This is a genomic window from Roseibium porphyridii, assembly GCF_026191725.2.
Taxonomy (GTDB): Bacteria; Pseudomonadota; Alphaproteobacteria; order Rhizobiales; family Stappiaceae; genus Roseibium; species Roseibium porphyridii.
Window position 1 is genome coordinate 1 of record NZ_CP120863.1, and the last position, 17,278, is coordinate 17,278.

At 54.1% G+C, this 17,278-nt stretch carries 10 protein-coding genes and 1 tRNA gene; 8 read left to right on the plus strand and 3 right to left on the minus strand.

What is annotated here, in order from left to right:
• The 4 genes from dnaA (at position 1) to gyrB (ending at position 6,555) form a co-directional block, all read left to right on the plus strand.
• Positions 1-1,476, plus strand: a complete 1,476-nt coding sequence (gene dnaA, locus K1718_RS00005; RefSeq protein WP_152498892.1) for a chromosomal replication initiator protein DnaA — start codon at positions 1-3, stop codon at positions 1,474-1,476.
• Positions 1,477-1,664: 188 nt separating this feature from the next.
• Positions 1,665-2,783 carry a DNA polymerase III subunit beta gene (gene dnaN / locus K1718_RS00010; RefSeq protein ID WP_265680193.1) on the plus strand — a complete coding sequence of 373 codons (1,119 nt, stop codon included), beginning with the start codon at positions 1,665-1,667 and terminating at the stop codon, positions 2,781-2,783.
• 38 nt (positions 2,784-2,821) lie between these two features.
• Positions 2,822-3,961, plus strand: a complete 1,140-nt coding sequence (recF, locus tag K1718_RS00015; RefSeq protein WP_265680192.1) for a DNA replication/repair protein RecF — start codon at positions 2,822-2,824, stop codon at positions 3,959-3,961.
• 140 nt (positions 3,962-4,101) lie between these two features.
• On the plus strand, positions 4,102-6,555 hold the full coding sequence (gene gyrB / locus K1718_RS00020) for a DNA topoisomerase (ATP-hydrolyzing) subunit B (protein WP_265680191.1): 2,454 nt from the start codon (positions 4,102-4,104) through the stop codon (positions 6,553-6,555).
• A gap of 53 nt (positions 6,556-6,608) precedes the next feature.
• Here gyrB and K1718_RS00025 read toward each other — a convergent pair whose 3' ends face one another.
• On the minus strand, positions 6,609-8,402 hold the full coding sequence (locus K1718_RS00025; RefSeq protein WP_265680190.1) for an EAL domain-containing protein: 1,794 nt from the start codon (positions 8,400-8,402) through the stop codon (positions 6,609-6,611).
• Between the two features lie 644 nt (positions 8,403-9,046).
• Between K1718_RS00025 and K1718_RS00030 the strand changes: the two genes are divergently transcribed.
• Positions 9,047-9,463, plus strand: coding sequence for a septal ring lytic transglycosylase RlpA family protein (locus K1718_RS00030; protein WP_152498897.1), 417 nt, complete (start codon positions 9,047-9,049; stop codon positions 9,461-9,463).
• A 369-nt stretch (positions 9,464-9,832) separates the two neighbouring features.
• Here the strand turns inward: K1718_RS00030 and K1718_RS00035 are convergent, their stop codons facing one another.
• Complete coding sequence (locus K1718_RS00035) at positions 9,833-11,389, minus strand: cryptochrome/photolyase family protein (RefSeq protein WP_265680189.1); 1,557 nt, start codon at positions 11,387-11,389, stop codon at positions 9,833-9,835.
• Between the two features lie 271 nt (positions 11,390-11,660).
• Between K1718_RS00035 and K1718_RS00040 the strand changes: the two genes are divergently transcribed.
• The 3 genes from K1718_RS00040 to K1718_RS00050 all read left to right on the plus strand — a co-directional run bounded on the left by K1718_RS00040 (position 11,661) and on the right by K1718_RS00050 (position 13,216).
• A tRNA-Arg gene (locus tag K1718_RS00040) sits at positions 11,661-11,737 on the plus strand.
• A 102-nt stretch (positions 11,738-11,839) separates the two neighbouring features.
• The gene (locus K1718_RS00045; RefSeq protein ID WP_265680188.1) at positions 11,840-12,820 is read left to right on the plus strand and encodes an integrase; all 981 of its coding nucleotides are present in this window, start codon (positions 11,840-11,842) and stop codon (positions 12,818-12,820) included.
• Between the two features lie 84 nt (positions 12,821-12,904).
• A complete protein-coding gene (locus tag K1718_RS00050; protein WP_265680187.1) occupies positions 12,905-13,216 on the plus strand; it encodes a helix-turn-helix domain-containing protein in 312 nt (103 codons plus the stop codon).
• Positions 13,217-13,432: 216 nt separating this feature from the next.
• Here the strand turns inward: K1718_RS00050 and K1718_RS00055 are convergent, their stop codons facing one another.
• Positions 13,433-17,212, minus strand: a complete 3,780-nt coding sequence (locus K1718_RS00055) for a DEAD/DEAH box helicase family protein (RefSeq protein WP_265680186.1) — start codon at positions 17,210-17,212, stop codon at positions 13,433-13,435.
• Positions 17,213-17,278 lie beyond the last annotated feature (66 nt).

Here is a 17,278-nt window from a genome sequence, read left to right on the forward strand (position 1 = left end):
ATGCAGGTTCAGGAGGCAGGTGGCTCCGAACATTGGAAAAGGGTCAAAAAACAGCTTCGCGCAGAATTGGGCGATGATGTTTTCACGAGCTGGTTTGCTCGTGTCGACCTTGAGGAACATCAGGACGGCACTGTGCGCCTGTCCGTTCCGACTCGATTTCTTAAACAGTGGATCCAAAACAATTATAATGATCGGCTCATGGGACTTTGGCAGCGCGAATGCGACAATGTTCACCGAATTGAGCTGACTGTTCGTGGCGCTATCCGGCCGCGCCAGACACCGACAAACAAAGCTAGTCTTGCAGGCCCTGCAGGCGCAACGCCTGTCACAGTCGACACCAGAAACGACAATTTGGGTGATGCTGCACAGGTAACACGCGCCCAGGCTGCAACAGCGGCTCTCGGACGGGGTGATACGGGCGGCGACAGCACAAGAGACGTCCTGCAAGGGGCAGCGCTCGATCCCAAATATACGTTCGACACATTTGTTGAAGGCGAATCCAACAATCTCGCACTTGCTGCAGCCCGTCAGGTCGCATCCGGTGGTGCCGTTACCTTCAACCCGCTTTATCTGCATGCGTCTGTGGGTCTTGGAAAAACTCACCTGATGCAGGCGGTGGCCGCCAAGGCACGTGCCAGCGGACGGAAGGTGCTATACCTCACCGCCGAGCACTTCATGTACAAATTTGTGGCCGCGCTCAAATCCCAGTCAGCGCTTGCTTTCAAGGACACGCTGCGGACGATTGACCTCCTCCTGATCGACGATATGCAGTTCCTTCACGGCAAACAGGTACAGCAGGAATTCTGCCATACCCTGAATGCCCTGATCGATGGCGCCCGTCAGGTCATTGTCGCTGCGGACCGTGCACCGTCTGAACTCGACACGCTTGATGACCGTGTCCGTTCACGCCTCTCCGGCGGCCTGGTTGTCGGTATACAAGAGCCTGACTTCACGCTTCGCCGGAACATCCTAACTTCCCGTGTCGAAACCGCACAGAAAACCTATCCGCAATTCGCAGTGCCGGACACTGTTCTGGACTACGTTGCCCGACACGTCGCTTCTTCAGGCCGTGATCTGGAAGGGGCTCTGAACCGTCTCATCGCGCATAATCAGCTCACCAACCAGCCGATTACGCAAGAAATGGCCGAGATGACATTGCGCGATCTGGTCCGCTCCAGCGAACCACGCCGGGTCAAGATCGAAGATATCCAGCGGGTTGTTTCCAAGCACTACAACGTAACCAAGGCAGACCTGCTGTCAGCACGCCGAACCCGCACGATCGTGCGTCCGCGTCAGATAGCCATGTATCTTGCAAAAGTGATGACCCCGCGCTCACTGCCCGAAATCGGTCGCCGTTTCGGCAACCGGGACCACACCACAGTGCTGCACGCGGTACGCAAAATCGAAGAAATGGCCAGAGCCGATTATGCTCTTGCGCAGGAGCTTGAATTGCTCAAGCGCATGTTGGATGCCTGAGACAATCAGCGCATCGACCTGAGCCCGAAAATACACGGTTTTCTAGCATTTTGAGGGCGTTCCAACGGAGCGCCCTCTTGCTTTTGAGAGCGGTTAAGGGCAGTGTCTTTCCCCCGCTCCATAACGGAGCCCCAAATCCAGTTTGCCAGGCAAGTTCGCCTGGCTTTTCATGAGTACGGAACGAGTGAATGAAAGCGACCCTCGAGCGGACCGACCTCCTCAAGTCCTTGACCCATGTTCACCGGGTGGTCGAGCGCCGGAACACCATTCCCATCCTGTCGAATGTTCTTTTGCGGGCCGATGGCGGCGCGATCAATCTCAAAGCGACCGATCTTGACCTGGAAATCGTTGAAACGGTTCCTGCCATGATCGAGTTGCCCGGCGCGACCACCGTGCCGGCCCATATGTTTTACGACATCGTGCGCAAGCTGCCGGAAGGATCACAAGTCGTCCTGGAAACCACCAGTGACAACGCCACACTGGAAATACGCGCCGGCCGCTCGAAATTCACACTGCAAATGCTGCCGGAAACGGACTTCCCTGATCTCACAGCCGGTGATTTCAGCCATGGGTTCACCCTTTCGGCCTCAGACATTCGCAAGTTGATCGACACAACGCAGTTCGCCATTTCGACCGAGGAAACACGCTACTATCTGAACGGGATCTACCTGCACACGGTGGACGCCGACAACGGTCAACAGTTCCGGGCCGTTGCAACCGACGGTCACCGCCTCGCGCAAGCTGAAGTGGTAGCTCCATCCGGTTCGTCCGGCATGCCTGGCATTATCGTGCCACGCAAAACGGTCGGAGAAATCCAGAAGCTCCTGGAAGAGCCGGAAGCAGACGTACAGATTGAACTGTCAGACACCAAAATCCGCGCAACCACTGGATCCGTCGTGCTGACATCCAAACTGATCGACGGCACTTTCCCCGATTATGGCCGGGTCATTCCGCAAGGCAATGACAAGGAGATGCGCGTCGACAGGGACGAGTTCAAGGAAGCCGTCGACCGCGTGTCGACCATCTCCTCCGAGCGCGGGCGCGCCGTCAAACTGTCGCTCGGCGACGGCCGCATGGTGCTGACCGTCAACAACCCTGATTCTGGCAGTGCGACTGAGGAATTGGCGGTCGAGTATGATGCCGAGGCTATGGAAATCGGCTTCAACTCACGCTACCTGCTTGATATTGCAAATCAATTGAGCAGCGATACAGCCTTGTTCCGGTTGGCAGACTCCGGCTCGCCGACACTTATCCAGGACAATACGGTTGATGACTGTCTGTTCGTGCTGATGCCGATGCGGGTCTGACGAGAACCTCCGGCAGTTGAAAAGGCGGAAGTTGGATTATGACAGAGTTCAGGACGGCGCAGCTGACCCGTCTGTCCTTGACCGGCTTCCGCAACTACTCTGCACTTTCCATTGATATCTCGGCCAAGCTCGTCACATTCGTTGGTGCCAACGGAGCCGGTAAAACCAACATTCTGGAAGCTATTTCCTTTCTGACCGCCGGGCGTGGCCTCAGGCGCGCCACTCTGGCTGACATTGCCCAAAAGGGTGGTGACGGCAGCTGGAGTGTTGCGGCAACCGTGATGTTGGACGGTCTGGAGACGAAAATCGGCACAGGGCTCGCGGCGGGCACACCTGGCCGAAAAGTGCGCATAGATGGCGAGGAAGTCCGGGGGTCGGAAAGCCTTCTTGATTACATGCGTGTTCTTTGGCTGGTACCGAGCATGGACGGCCTTTTTACCGGGCCAGGATCAGACAGGCGCCGGTTTCTGGACCGGCTCACGCTCGCGATCGACCCTTCTCACGGACGACGCGTTGCCGATTTCGAAAATGCACTTCGTCAGAGAAATCGATTGCTTGATCAAGGCGGAGGCGATGCTTTTCTGACTGCTTTGGAACAACAGGTTGCCGAACTTGGAACGGCCGTTGCAATCGCACGCGGGGAAACTGTGGGGCTGTTGAGCCAGATGATTGCCGAACAAGTCGCTCAGTCGTTGCCGTTTCCGCATGCATCGGTCGCATTGGAGGGAGCGTTTGAATCAGAGATGCTGGGGCTGAGCGCTTCGGACAGGGAAGATCACTACCGCCAGATGCTCAAAGAAGGACGCCCACGTGACCGGGCCGCCGGACGAACACTGAACGGGCCTCACCTGAGCGATCTGAAGGTCTTTCATGCCACAAAGAACATGCCGGCCGCCCAATCCTCGACCGGCGAACAGAAGGCACTGCTGATCGGACTGGTACTGGCGCATGCCGAACTGACGGCGAAAGTCTCCGGCATGACACCCGTCCTGCTGCTCGATGAGATTGCCGCGCACCTTGATCCCGGTCGCCGGTCTGCACTGTTCCAGAAGCTGAATTCACTCGGTGGGCAGGTTTTCATGACGGGGACGGACAGCGCTCTTTTCGAAGCCTTGCCCGGAGATGCCGCCGTGTTTGAGATCGAGGATGGCAAGAGCCACCTTCGCAGCCCCAGGTGACCCCTTAAATCCGCCTGAATCTTATGGTTTTCCACCATAATCCCTTCGCTGGCTTCCTGACAGGCCGCACGCAGTTGAACGACTGCCGGAACCCCGTATAACGGGGTGAGAAAAGATAAATCGATTGGTGATTGATTCGCATGAGCGACACGTCCACGCCTGAGCCTACCCCGAACCCGGAAACAGAAAACGGTGCCGAATATGGCGCTGACAGCATCAAGGTTCTCAAGGGCCTCGATGCCGTCCGCAAACGGCCCGGAATGTATATCGGTGACACGGACGATGGCTCCGGTCTGCACCACATGGTCTATGAGGTGGTCGACAATGCCATCGACGAGGCTTTGGCCGGTCATGCAGATCATGTCACAGTCACGCTCAATCCGGACGGTTCGGTGACCGTTTCCGACAACGGGCGCGGCATTCCAACGGACCTGCATCCTGAAGAAGGTGTTTCAGCGGCTGAAGTCATCATGACCCAGCTACATGCCGGCGGTAAATTCGACCAGAATTCCTACAAGGTTTCCGGCGGTCTGCACGGCGTTGGCGTTTCCGTGGTGAATGCTCTTTCGACCAAGCTTGATCTTCGCATCTGGCGAAATGATCAGGAGCACCACATGACCTTCTCTCACGGAGATGCTCAAGGGCCGCTCAAGGTCGTCGGTCCTGCCAATGGTCGGAAAGGCACCGAAGTTACATTCCTGCCTTCGCCGGAAACCTTCAGCAAGGTTGAATTCGATTTCAGCACTCTGGAGCATCGTCTGCGCGAACTGGCATTCCTGAATTCCGGTGCCCGCATCATCCTGACCGACAAACGCGGTGTAGAGGATGTCGTCGAGGAGCTGTTTTACGAAGGCGGACTTGAAGCCTTCGTCCGTTATCTGGACCGGGCAAAGCACCCCCTAATCGAAGAGCCTGTCACCATGAGCGCGGAAAAGGACGGCATTACCGTCGAAGCCGCAATGTGGTGGAACGACAGTTATCACGAACAGGTTTTGTGCTTCACGAACAACATCCCGCAGCGCGACGGCGGTACGCACCTTGCCGGTTTCCGCGCTGCTCTGACGCGTCAAGTAACCGGTTATGCCGAAGCGACAGGGCTTATGAAAAAGGAAAAGGTCTCGCTGTCCGGCGATGACTGCCGCGAAGGCCTGACTTGCGTTTTGTCGGTCAAAGTGCCGGATCCGAAATTCTCGTCACAAACCAAGGACAAGCTCGTTTCGTCCGAGGTGCGGCCGGTTGTTGAGAACCTGATTTCCCAGACGCTGAGCGAATGGCTTGAAGAAAATCCGGCTCCGGCCAGGGCGATCGTTTCCAAGGTGGTCGAGGCTGCCTCTGCACGCGAGGCTGCCAGAAAAGCCCGCGAGTTGACCCGCCGCAAGGGCGCGCTCGACGTCGCCTCACTGCCTGGAAAGCTGGCGGACTGCCAAGAGCGCGATGCGTCTAAGGCCGAACTCTTCCTGGTGGAGGGTGATTCTGCGGGTGGCTCGGCAAAGCAGGGCCGCCACCGGGAGAACCAGGCCGTCCTGCCGTTGCGAGGCAAGATCCTCAACGTGGAGCGGGCGCGCTTTGACAAGATGCTGTCGTCCAATGAAATCGGCACGCTGATCACCGCACTCGGCACCGGTATCGGCATGGAAGAATTCAATATCGAGAAACTGCGGTATCACAAGATCATCATCATGACAGATGCGGATGTGGATGGTGCCCACATCAGGACATTGCTTTTGACGTTCTTCTTCCGCCAGATGCCGGAGCTGATCGAAAACGGTTATGTCTATATCGCGCAGCCGCCGCTTTATAAGGTCAAGCGCGGCCAGTCCGAACAGTATCTGAAAGACCAGAGTGCTCTGGAAGACTATTTGATTTCACAGGGGCTCGACGATGCCTCGCTGTCGCTCGCCAGTGGAGAAGTGCGAACGGGCCAGGATCTTCAGGGTGTCGTCCAGACCGCACGTGCAATCTCCGACATTTTCGACGGATTGCACTCTCGCTACAATCGCGATGTCGTTGAACAGGCGGCCATCGCCGGCGCGCTCAACACCGAAATATTGGACGACCGCAGCAAGGCGGAAGAGGCGGCAGCTTATATCGCCCGCCGTATGGACATTCTCGCAGACGAGTTCGAACGCGGCTGGACAGGCGAGGCCCGTGATGACGGCAGCCTTGTCTTCAAACGCACCGTGCGCGGCGTCGAAGAAGCAGCCACAATCGATGCCGCCCTGCTCGGATCGGCAGATGCCCGCCGTCTTGCGGCGCATGCCGACCATCTGCACGAGGTCTACGGCAAGGCGGCAACGCTGCGCCGCAAAGACAACTCAATGGATATCAGAGGGCCACGCGCACTGCTGACACAAGTCTATGCCTTCGGTCAGAAAGGGATTTCCCTTCAGCGCTATAAGGGCCTCGGTGAGATGAACCCCGAGCAACTTTGGGAAACAACCCTCGACCCGAACGTCCGATCCCTTCTTCAGGTCAAGGTTAAGGAAGCCGATGATGCGGACGATATCTTCACCAAGCTCATGGGAGACGAAGTGGAGCCAAGACGCGAGTTCATCCAGGACAACGCACTGGCCGTTGCCAATCTCGACATCTAGTCAGGATCTATATTCGAGAATCAAAAGAGCGGTTTTGCCGCTCTTTTTTGTTGTCATCTGCCCGGCCAGGGCACGGGAGCACCGAAGAGATGACCCTGCGCTGCCTCGATGTTCAACTCCCGCAGCAAGTCTGCTTCTCCATGTGTTTCGACATGCTTGGCAACAACCTTGATGCCAAGTTCATGAGCTGCACGCACAAGGCCGTTGAGAATTGCAGCTTTTGCGGGTTCCTCGATGACCTGCTGTGTCAAGCTGGATTCAAGCTTCAACCATTCAACCCGCAGACCCGTCAGGCGAGACAGAACCGGCCAATGGCCGGCAAAATCATCTACGGCCGTCTGGCACCCAAGTTCGGCAGCGAACTTGAAAAAGGACTCGATCGTTGCAGGCTCGCGCAGAAAATCCTTTTCGGCAATCTCCAGGCACAACTTGGCCGCAAGCAACGGGTTGACGGAAAGGCGGTGATACAGGCCATCGCGGAAGTTCGGGTCACGAGCAGATTCAGCTGAAACGTTCATCGTCAGAATTGACCGCTCGGGGCTTCTCTCCGCTGCATCCAGAACCCGGTCCAGGGTCCAGGCATCCACCTGGGCAATAAACCCCGATCGTTCGGCAGCAGAGATCCAGGCACGAGACGACAGGCCCCTGGCGCGATCACCCTGCAGCCGCAGCAAAACTTCCTGACCACACACCCGATCGTTCTTCAGGCACATGATCGGCATGGCGAACAGCGTCAGCTCATTGCCCCGGAAACTGCCGGCATCAGGAATATCCGCCAGTTCGTTTCGCCGCCGCTGACAATCTGTCGATTGTACGCTGTGGATCTGAACGGATTGCCCGCCGCCCCTCTTGCCGCGCAGGCACGCATGATCTGCAACGCCCAGGAGCGCTGCGGCGTCGATCTCTTCGGCCACAACACTGCTGTCTACAAAGGCAACACCTATGGAGCCGCCAATCGTGAAGACCCTGTCACCGACTTCCAACCTGATCCTGTCTAAGCCATCCAGGATCCTTTCGGCCACATCGAGGGCAGCACCTTCACAGGCCGCGGGAACCATCCCGGCAAACTCATCGCCGCCAATGCGTGCAGCGGTCCCGAATTCACCAAGTGTCAGGCTCAGGCAGGCTGCGACCCGCATGAGCATTTCGTCACCGGCATCATGGCCGCCAAGGTCATTGACCTTCTTGAATTCGTCCAGATCGATGTAGTAGACGGCCAGCCCTGTCTCATGGTCGGAGCAAAGTCGCGTCAATTCCCACTTCAACGCCTTGGTGAAAGCGCGGCGGTTTTCCAGTCCAGTCAATGGATCGTGGTAGGCAAGCCTTCTGTTTTCGGCAACATCATGGGGACAGTCGATATTGCGCCGGATGACTGCCATTGAGGCACGGTGAAGGACGCCTTTTTCTGGTTGTTGCCTGATAGGCACAATCCGGACTTCACACATCTGACGATCCGTGAGATAGCCCGCGGCTTCGAAGCTTCGGTTTTCAGGGATATGGAGCGTTTGTACCAAATCCTCGTTCCCCGCCTGCAACGCCTCGATCAAAACGCCGATATCATAGTCACTGCCGATCAGCTCAAGCAGCATCACGGCTTTTTCCTCTGCACTTTCCGATCCGTCGAAAACAAGAATTTCGTCGGGAAAATGCTCCAGCAGGTCGAGACTTACCGACGCCGGTTTGGAAGAAACCTCTGTCCGGGAAACAGTCTCCGGCAGCTGCTTGGCGTCCTGGCCATTTTCTTCCATGTCGAATTGAACAAGGACTGCCTGGTTCGCACCTGTCAGTGACACCACGGAGGTGCAGATCATATGGTGACAGAATTCGCTTCCCGACTTCAGTGTCATTGTGCCGCTGGCCTGCGAAGGGACCCCACTGAACGCCGTCGCCAAGACGGTCTTGCACCGTTTCCAGCTTGGCCTCGACAACAATGTTTTCAGCCCGGCGGGCATGAAATCAAGTTTCAAACGGGAGCAGGCATCTCTCAGATGCGTGTTGCAGTGAAGTATGCTTCCGTCCTGCGCAACATAAGCAGCAGCAAATGGCAGGACTTCCAGCAGGGACGTGTGAAATCCCGCAAGACTATTATTATCACTTGTGTGACCGGACCTCTCCAGCCGGTCTTCTAAAAACCGATGGCTGACTTGCACCAGACCGCCCTTTCAAAAACTCGGATCGAAAGGCGCTACCACACTACTTACGCGCCAAAATCATGCACAAAGTACTATCACAGTTCTTTTGATTATTTCTAAAACTGAAAACTTCCCACAACTCTTAGAATTTTTATATTTAACCGGAAATTAACTTTCTACATTTAATATTAATTAAAATTTTAGCAAATTTTTCTTCAATTTTCACTTTATTGTTGAATTCATGCCATATTTTTTTCACATCCCCGACCTATTCGTGCCGCGACGGAATGTTAGGCGTGCCCATCACAGTTTCGTCAATTTAAAGCCAAGAGCTGGCCAAGAACCGACAGGATACAACCATGCATACACGCAGCGCTCTTAAGAGCCTGGTGCGGGCAGGTCTTTGCACAACTATGCTCATAGCGGCAGGATCCGCCGCCTTTGCGTCCAATGACAACTTCACACAATGCGGCAAGGCCTCATGGTATAAATTGGGCGGTACGACAGCCAGCGGAGAGCCTGCCAACCCAAACGGCCTTACGGCGGCACATCGCACCTTGCCTTTTGGGACCATGGTTGAGGTGACCAATCTCTCCAACGGCAAATCGGTTACTGTCCGGATCAACGACCGGGGGCCTTATTCGAAAGGCCGTGTGATTGATGTGACCTATGCGGCCGCCAAAAAGCTCGGCTTCATCCGCAAGGGAATAACAAAGGTGCATGTCTCGGACGGACCGAAGCAAGTCGCCAAGAATACTAAGCAGTTTTGCCGATAATTCGCGCTCAATCGATCGGTTTCAGCAATCTTGTCATACGGAAACAGTCAGCTTTTTCCGTAGTAAGTCTCTGTATTTGCAGAGACTATTTAATGACACGATACTTTCACAACTGACTCAGTATGAATAACGATCAGTCGCATTACAGTGAATCAAAAAATAAAATATTTTACGGTAATGACAATCGATAAAGATGTCGCTAGAGTTGCCGCCGTGGTCGATGGGGCCACGTGCACAGTAACTTTATTCGCGCAGTCTTAGGGCTGCGCGTTTTTTTTGTTTTACATCTCAACCATTTGAAATGTCTGCCGGTCACCTCCCGTTTGCGCTCAAAATCAACGCATCTGCAACCTGCATATGCGGGGAAGATCAAAGCTCCTCCCGCTGGTCGAGCCGGTTCAAAATGGCTTCGGCAGTGGACCGGTATTGGTCCTGTTTTTCAGGAGCCATTTTCCTCCAGGTTGCGTAGGGCTGGCCAAGTCGCGGGTTGTTTCGAAGGTGCGGTTCGTTCCTGTCAAGAAAATGCCAATAGAGTGCGTTGAAAGGACAGGCGCCCTCGCCCGTCTTCCGACTGACCTCGTAAGAACAGGATCTGCAGTAATCCGACATCTTGTTGATGTAATTGCCACTCGAGATATAAGGCTTGGAGGCCAGCAGCCCGCCGTCAGCAAACTGGCTCATGCCGATGGTATTCGGTAGTTCGACCCATTCATAAGCATCTGCATAGACCATCAGATACCATTCGTGAACTTCGCTGGGATCAACACCGGCAAGCAACGCGAAGTTTCCTGTCACCATCAGCCGCTGTATGTGATGGGCGTAGGCTTCCTCGATCGTTTGCGTGACGGCTTCCGCGACACACTTCATCCGCGTTTTGCCCGTCCAATAGAAGTCCGGCAAAGGTCGGCGCGCTTCCAACGCGTTCTCGGATGCATAAGCCGGCATTTTCAACCAATAGATGCCCCGGACATATTCGCGCCAGCCCAGGATCTGTCGAATGAACCCCTCCGCAGCATTCAAGGGCGCCTTGCCTTCCCGGTAGGCCGTCTCGACCTTCCGGCAAAGCGTTAGCGCATCAAGAAGCCCGGCATTGAGATAGGCTGAGATGACTGCGTGATACAGAAATTTCTCGCCCTCCAACATTGCATCCTGATAAGTGCCGAAATTTTCGAGCGACGCCTCAAGAAAGCCTTCGAACGCGGCCTCGGCGTCCTGCTTCGTCACCGCGAACCAGAACGGCTCGAGCGATCCGAAATGATCGGCAAACCGGTTCTCGACAAGGTCAAGAACCTCTCTTGTGACTTTGTCCGGCCTAACCCTTTTGGGCGACGGCATGAAAAGGTCCGATCTTGCCGGTTTGCGGTTCTCCTTATCGAAATTCCATTTGCCCCCCACGGGTTTTTCGCCATCCATCAGCAGTCCGGTTTTGCGGCGCATGTCCTGATAAAAGGTTTCCATGCGCAATTGTTTTCGCCCCGTCGCCCAGGCGCGAAACTCCGCAGGCGAACACATGAAACGCTGATCTGAAAGGATTTCCACCGGCAATCCGAGGTCTTCCTGCCAACTTCGCATACCCGCCAGAACTCGCCATTCACCGGGCTCGGTCAGCAGAATTCCCTCCGGGTTCAGTCGAGCAACCGCCCTTTTGACTTCTCCCTTGAAACTGCCGGTGTTGCCAGACGCATCGAGCCGGACATAGTCGACCGACCAGCCTGCAATGCGCAGCTCTTGCACAAAATGGCGCATGGCGGAGAACAGGAATGCGATCTTCTTCTTGTGATGGCGGACATACGTTGCCTCTTCCATGACCTCGACCATCAGCACACGGTCCCGTTTCTGGTCAGCGTGTCTCAGACTGGACATATCGGGCGACAGCTGATCTCCAAGGATCAACACAAGCTTTCGGCAATCAGACGTTTCGTTCATCGGTACCTGCGACGATTAAGGTCGGTACTCAACAATACGCAGCCAAGGCGCAGCTCTATCACTTCAGGGGTGTTTTTGTTGCGAACTTCGCTCCAGACCGACTTATCGCGATCTGCGAAGCGCGACTGTGGCCGCGAAAATGTCTCGGCCCGAGCGCTTTGTGAAACGCCAGAATTCCTGTCCAAAGTAACAGAAAGCCATTGCCCCGGATCTCCGGATCTAGTATCAGACGCGTCTATCCGCCGTGCCATTTTCAGTGCATGGCCGAGCAGCACCCGTAGCTCAGCTGGATAGAGCGCTGCCCTCCGAAGGCAGAGGCCAGAGGTTCGAATCCTCTCGGGTGCGCCATCAAAACTCAAGTCTTCACAATGACTTGATCTTGTGGCACTCCAGCCGAAAAGCTTCCGAAAATCGATCTGTCACACTGGTGTCACAGTGACGGAGAGAACGATGGCGACCATTCGTAAAAGAGGTCGATCCTGGCAAGCCCAGGTAAGGCGGCAAGGACATCCGCCAATCACGAAATCCTTCCAGCAAAAAGCCGACGCTGAGCTTTGGGCAAAGCGGCTTGAGGTCGATCTCAAACGAGGCGACGCGGGGATTATCGTACAGAAACAAACTTCAACACCCCTATCCGACCTGCTTTTTCGTTATCAGGAGGAGATCACTCCCCGGAAGCGAGGCGCAACGGCGGAGCGATACCGGCTGCGGATACTCTTGCGTCACGAGATCGCAAAGATCCCTGTCAGCAAGCTCTCATCCTCGGCTGTGGCCCGATACAGGGACGAGCGCCTTCAGGTCGTCAGTTCTTCAAGCGTAAGGCGGGAGCTGGTGATCCTACGGCATTGCCTGGAGATCGCCCGTAAGGAATGGGAAGCACCGCTCAAGGAAAACCCGGTCCACAACATCCAGGTGCCCACTGACGGCAAGGCTCGCGAGCGAAGGCTCACCACAGAGGAACTGAAATTGCTCCTTAAAGCCGTTGACGAGTGTCGGAACCCCTATGTCAAACCGGTCATACAGTTCGCCTTGGAGACCGGTATGAGGCGGGGTGAGATCCTCGGACAGGTGTGGGAAAACATCAATCTGAAAGCTCGAACCGCTGTTATCCACCAGACCAAGAACGGACACGCACGAACCGTACCCTTGTCCGGGGCTGCAGTGAATATTCTGAAGGCATTGCCGGATCGTGATGGAACTGTTTTTCCGATATCGTCCAACGCGCTTCGGAAATCCTGGGAACGGGTGAAGGAAAGGGCTCAACTCCAAGACTTGAGGTTCCACGATCTCCGCCATGAGGCCGTGAGCCGGTTCTTTGAGTTGGGCTTGAACGTCCCCGAAGTCGCCCTCATCAGCGGACACAGAGACCCGAGGATGTTGTTCCGGTACACGCACCCGAAGCCGACAGAGATTGCAAAAAAGCTCGCTTAGGCGAAGGCGCCAACATCCAACCACACATTCATTCATGAGAAACGGAGGCCATGGTCAGCCGTCCTTGGTTTCCGGTCCGCGCAAATGCAGGATTTCAAGATAGCAGGAAATGAAGGACGTCTTTCGAGGGAAGAAGCCAAACAGAACCGCAGGGCAGCGGGTGCTTACATCAAGGAGCTCCGGTTAAAGCGTGGCCTGACACAAAAGGAACTCTCCAAACTCCTGGGGCTGGAGTACTACACAATGATCTCAGGAGTGGAGAACGGGAGCAATCGCATACCACCAGAGGCATTGGCGGATTGGGCAAAAGCTCTAAGGGTTAAGCCAAGAGACTTCGCAAAACGGCTTCTTTCGCACTATGAGCCACGCTACTTTGAAGCGCTGTTCGGGAAGTGAGCCTTTAGGTAAACAGTTCCGCTTTCGTAGAGGCGTCTTTGAAAGTCGAATATCGGTGGAGCAGGTTTTGTGTCCTTATTAAGAGTGGGCCTAACCTACTCCACCGCAAGGCATCCCCAATGACCGCGCTTCTGAGCAGATACTTTTTCAGGCAGCTTCAACTGCCCGTTCGATGCGGCAATTCCCACATCGAAGGTTTTGCAAAACTCGGCTTCATTAGATTTGGTGTCGGCGCTTCGGTTCGAGTGTTACCTTTTCTAAGGCGTCAAACCACTCTTGGCCAAACGGGTGCCTGACCATACTTTGTGCAGAGATCAGGACTTCAGCTGCAACACGCAGACTAGGCGGATTTTCTTTGTCGAGTGCATCAGCAATTTGCCCAGCATGTTTTGCGGGGTCAGTAAGTAGAAACCTCTGCTTATTGATGACACGTGACCAACCAGCCAATACCAATTTTGCGACTGGCACTTCGAGCGCGGGGCGGCACAGAGACCTGGCAACGTGAGAAACTAGAAACAAGTCACGATAGAAACGGCGCTGCGGACTCTCTTCAACGTCCATGGGCGCAACGCCTATACCATTTGCCACCATTACGTTGAAGGAAGCTCCTGAACCAACTGCATACAACTGCGAGGCCGACTTGAAGATGGCTTCAAGTTTTGTCTGAGCACCAAACAGGTTGTCAATTTCAGTCGCAAGTACATTCAATATCTGTTCCTCAGGAGGGTCCATGAACAAACTTGCTGCCAACACATCAAGGAGGAGGGATTCAACTGCTTCTGAAGTTTGAGGATCCTCAAGTAGAATGGATGGATTCGATAAGCTGAGTTCCTCGACATCAAGGCGAAGTGAAGCATGGTCTTCACGCCTTACACCCTTTAACTGTCTCGAAACCGCAATCGCCTTTGTTCCCGTAATGAGCACCTCTTTGAACGCAAATGCTTTCAGCTCGGAATTGCAACGGTTAGCCAGAATGCCCGCCTCAATATGAGGCAACACAGAACCATTCTGTTTCTCCATTGATCTTGCATCAATGCCCAACTCACTCCCAATTGCTGCCTCAACAAATGCTAGGATTCGCCAGTTATTAGACAACGGCGTCAAGGAAGGGTTGAGCAACTCTGCAGAACTGTCTTCGAGTTGCGATGCAAGACCAAATGAGAAAGGTGGCTCGTAGTCCTCGTTCACGCCGAGAACCTCACTCGACATTAGACCACCAATTGCTCGCGCAAACTGATGTGAACGCTCTGCTTGACGGGAGTGAGAAGACTCGAACTGCTCCAGCGATTCTAGGCATTTGGCGGCTGTTAGTACTGCATTTTCTTTTTCTCCGGCTCGCCATTGCACCAGGGCAATTTCTACTAAAACTCCAACAGCTAATGGAGCACAGCCATCGGCATCAAGAAATGCTGTGTACGCCTTCTCAAGCATCCGAATCGCATCTCGGAAACGACCAGCCTTTGCTGAAGTCACCCCCGCTTCCCGGAGAACAATTCCTTTGTCGAGACTTGTCTCAAAATCAAAATTGTCTTCTACGGTCACCAGCAACTCGGTTGCCTCGTGATGTCGATCCAGGTGCGATAGCACTTTCGCTTTTTGACGAATAAGGTTAGGCAGCTCACCAACGTCACAAATTGCAGATGCTATGACATCCAAGGATTGCTTTGTGTCTCTTAGACCCTCGTCTATAATTACTGATAGGGCGCAGCAGATTTCCGAAATGAGATCTTGGGAGTTCCATTTAGTCACTAATTCTTTGATTTCCTCATAGACCTTCAATGCAGTGCGCATGTCGCGACCCGCTAATTGATCCTTGGACCAACCAGAATTAATAAACACGGTCGCGCCTCCATAGATCGCAAAAATTGCTGCGACAAAGCGGTCTCGTAAAGTTGGTTCCAGTTGGTCAAGCGCTTGGATTACTTCAAGCAAGTCTTCTGACTGACAAATGTGCTGAATCACCGTTGTGAAAAGAAAGTCTGCGAGATCCATCTCGCCACTAAACTGAGCCGGGAGATACTCTTTCGGGTCTATGATTTCGCCACCCGATAGTTTTTCTGCGACCGTATAAGCTGTTCGCATTTGAAGTGCTATTTCTAGGCGTAACTTGGGACTGATTGGCGCCGTGGCGGACATCAACATTCGAACGCCAGCTACAGAGAGCACCAAGGTCCCAATTTCACCGGCATTGCTGAACTCCCGTAGGAACTGCTGAGCGGCTTTTGCTGCTATTTTTGGTTCATCAACTGCATCAGCTACGTCGAATTGAAGACTGCGTAGCATAAGAGCAACCGCTGGATTGCTTGGGAAAAGAGATGTCTCCGTAGATAGCAGCGCTATAGGTGCTAATATTGGTGCCGCCGCTCGAAATTTATCCCTATCCATCGTCTGCATGGTTTCGCAGATTTTCAATAGAATTTGTTCAAACTCACCATGCAACGCATTCCAAAAACACAACGGTAGTGTACGCTCGTCGAGCGTTTTCTTTTCAAGCCAATGATAAGCAGCTAGCTGTTGCCAACCCTTCTTCTCTTCTTGCATTACATCGTTCGAGATGTCTGCAATTAATGGGGACACCCTCAAATCCTGATGAGGGAGGATTTCGAGCCAAGCTCCCTTCAACACCGCAACAGTATCACCAGCGTTGGATAGAGCTGGTGGAGCTTGCGCAAGCTTGAGAAGTAGTGGTTCGTCCAGCCGATCAAAAACAGACGCTGCGCGACGTAATAGTTTTCCAGCCTCTAGTGAACGCGCATCATCAAGTTCTCGCAAATTGGCAAGCAGATCGCGACGAGCCTCTTCACGAGTAAGTTTAACAGCTTCACTGGGTGTACCGATATCTTCGACAAGCGCCGTCCTCGGCCAATTGCGAGCTCTTAGGCTTGCGAGTTTCGCAACGACCAACACCGGATGACCACCATGTGTGGTTATATGCAGCATGGCGGACCAAGGTTGAATCATTTCACTAGGGGGTGCTGGTGCTCTTTGAACAAGTTCGGCAATGTCGCCCTGGGTAAAATATGGAACTTGAACAATTGCATTCGCATCTGAACCAGCGTCTGCCAGGCGGGCAGGACTGGGCGCTTGATGTGAAGTTACAATTACACGAATGCCAAGAGGAGCAAGTGTTTGAACCAGAGCAACTAGGCGTTTTGTCAACACATTCGCGGCTTCGCCAACAAAGTCGTCGATAATAATTCCGTCTAAATTCTCGCCAGAAATCGTTCTGATCAGCTCACGCCATGCTGCAATCGCCGATGTCTCATCTTTCCGAACCGGCCACAGATCGATCACGGTCCATCGACCACCTGTACGATTTGCTAAAAGCTTCGCCAAGGTTGACTTGCCTACGCCATGCGCTCCATGAAGCCATACAAGCGATTGCCCCCGCACGTCATCAAGCACTGATTCAACAGTTCCTAGTCTTTGCGCACCCGGCTGTGTGGTTTCAAGATCGGAGATTAGGATGTCTTGAGACGATGCAACATCTTGAATGGGTTGTGCAAATTGATCTGCAAGGAAGGCCCCCGCCGCAACTTCTTCAAGGATTTCTTGTACGTCTATCTTCGTAAGCTGTCGGTCAGTAGCATTGGGTCGGGAAGCTACCTCAAAGGAATGCTCCAATAACAGTTTGTAGGCCTGGTTGCTAAGGGTTACTGGCCAGCCCTTTTGTTGCAAAATGGGACGCAGCTGATCTTTAATCTGCAAAGACAACATGTCAGCAGCTTCAAGCTCCAACTGCCAACTCACGCGTCGAAGAAGTTTCTCACGCAGCTCCGCGTCTGATGGGTTTTCAGTTAGCCACTCGCCGAGCGGATGTTCGGAAAAAAGATCAAGAAGTGCTTCTCGAATTGGCGCAGTGTCTGCGTCAATCGCTGCTGACCGCCAATAGACTAGACCAGACTGGCCCTCAGGGAACGAAAAACGGCGCTCAACTGAGGCGCCACCACGTGCCATAAACACGAGGCGTCGCGGCTGAGAGTCTTGCAAACTCATTTGCCAAAAACGCTCCAGGCACTCTCTTACGAGTTTCGATTGCAGACTATATGACGGCGGCCCAGC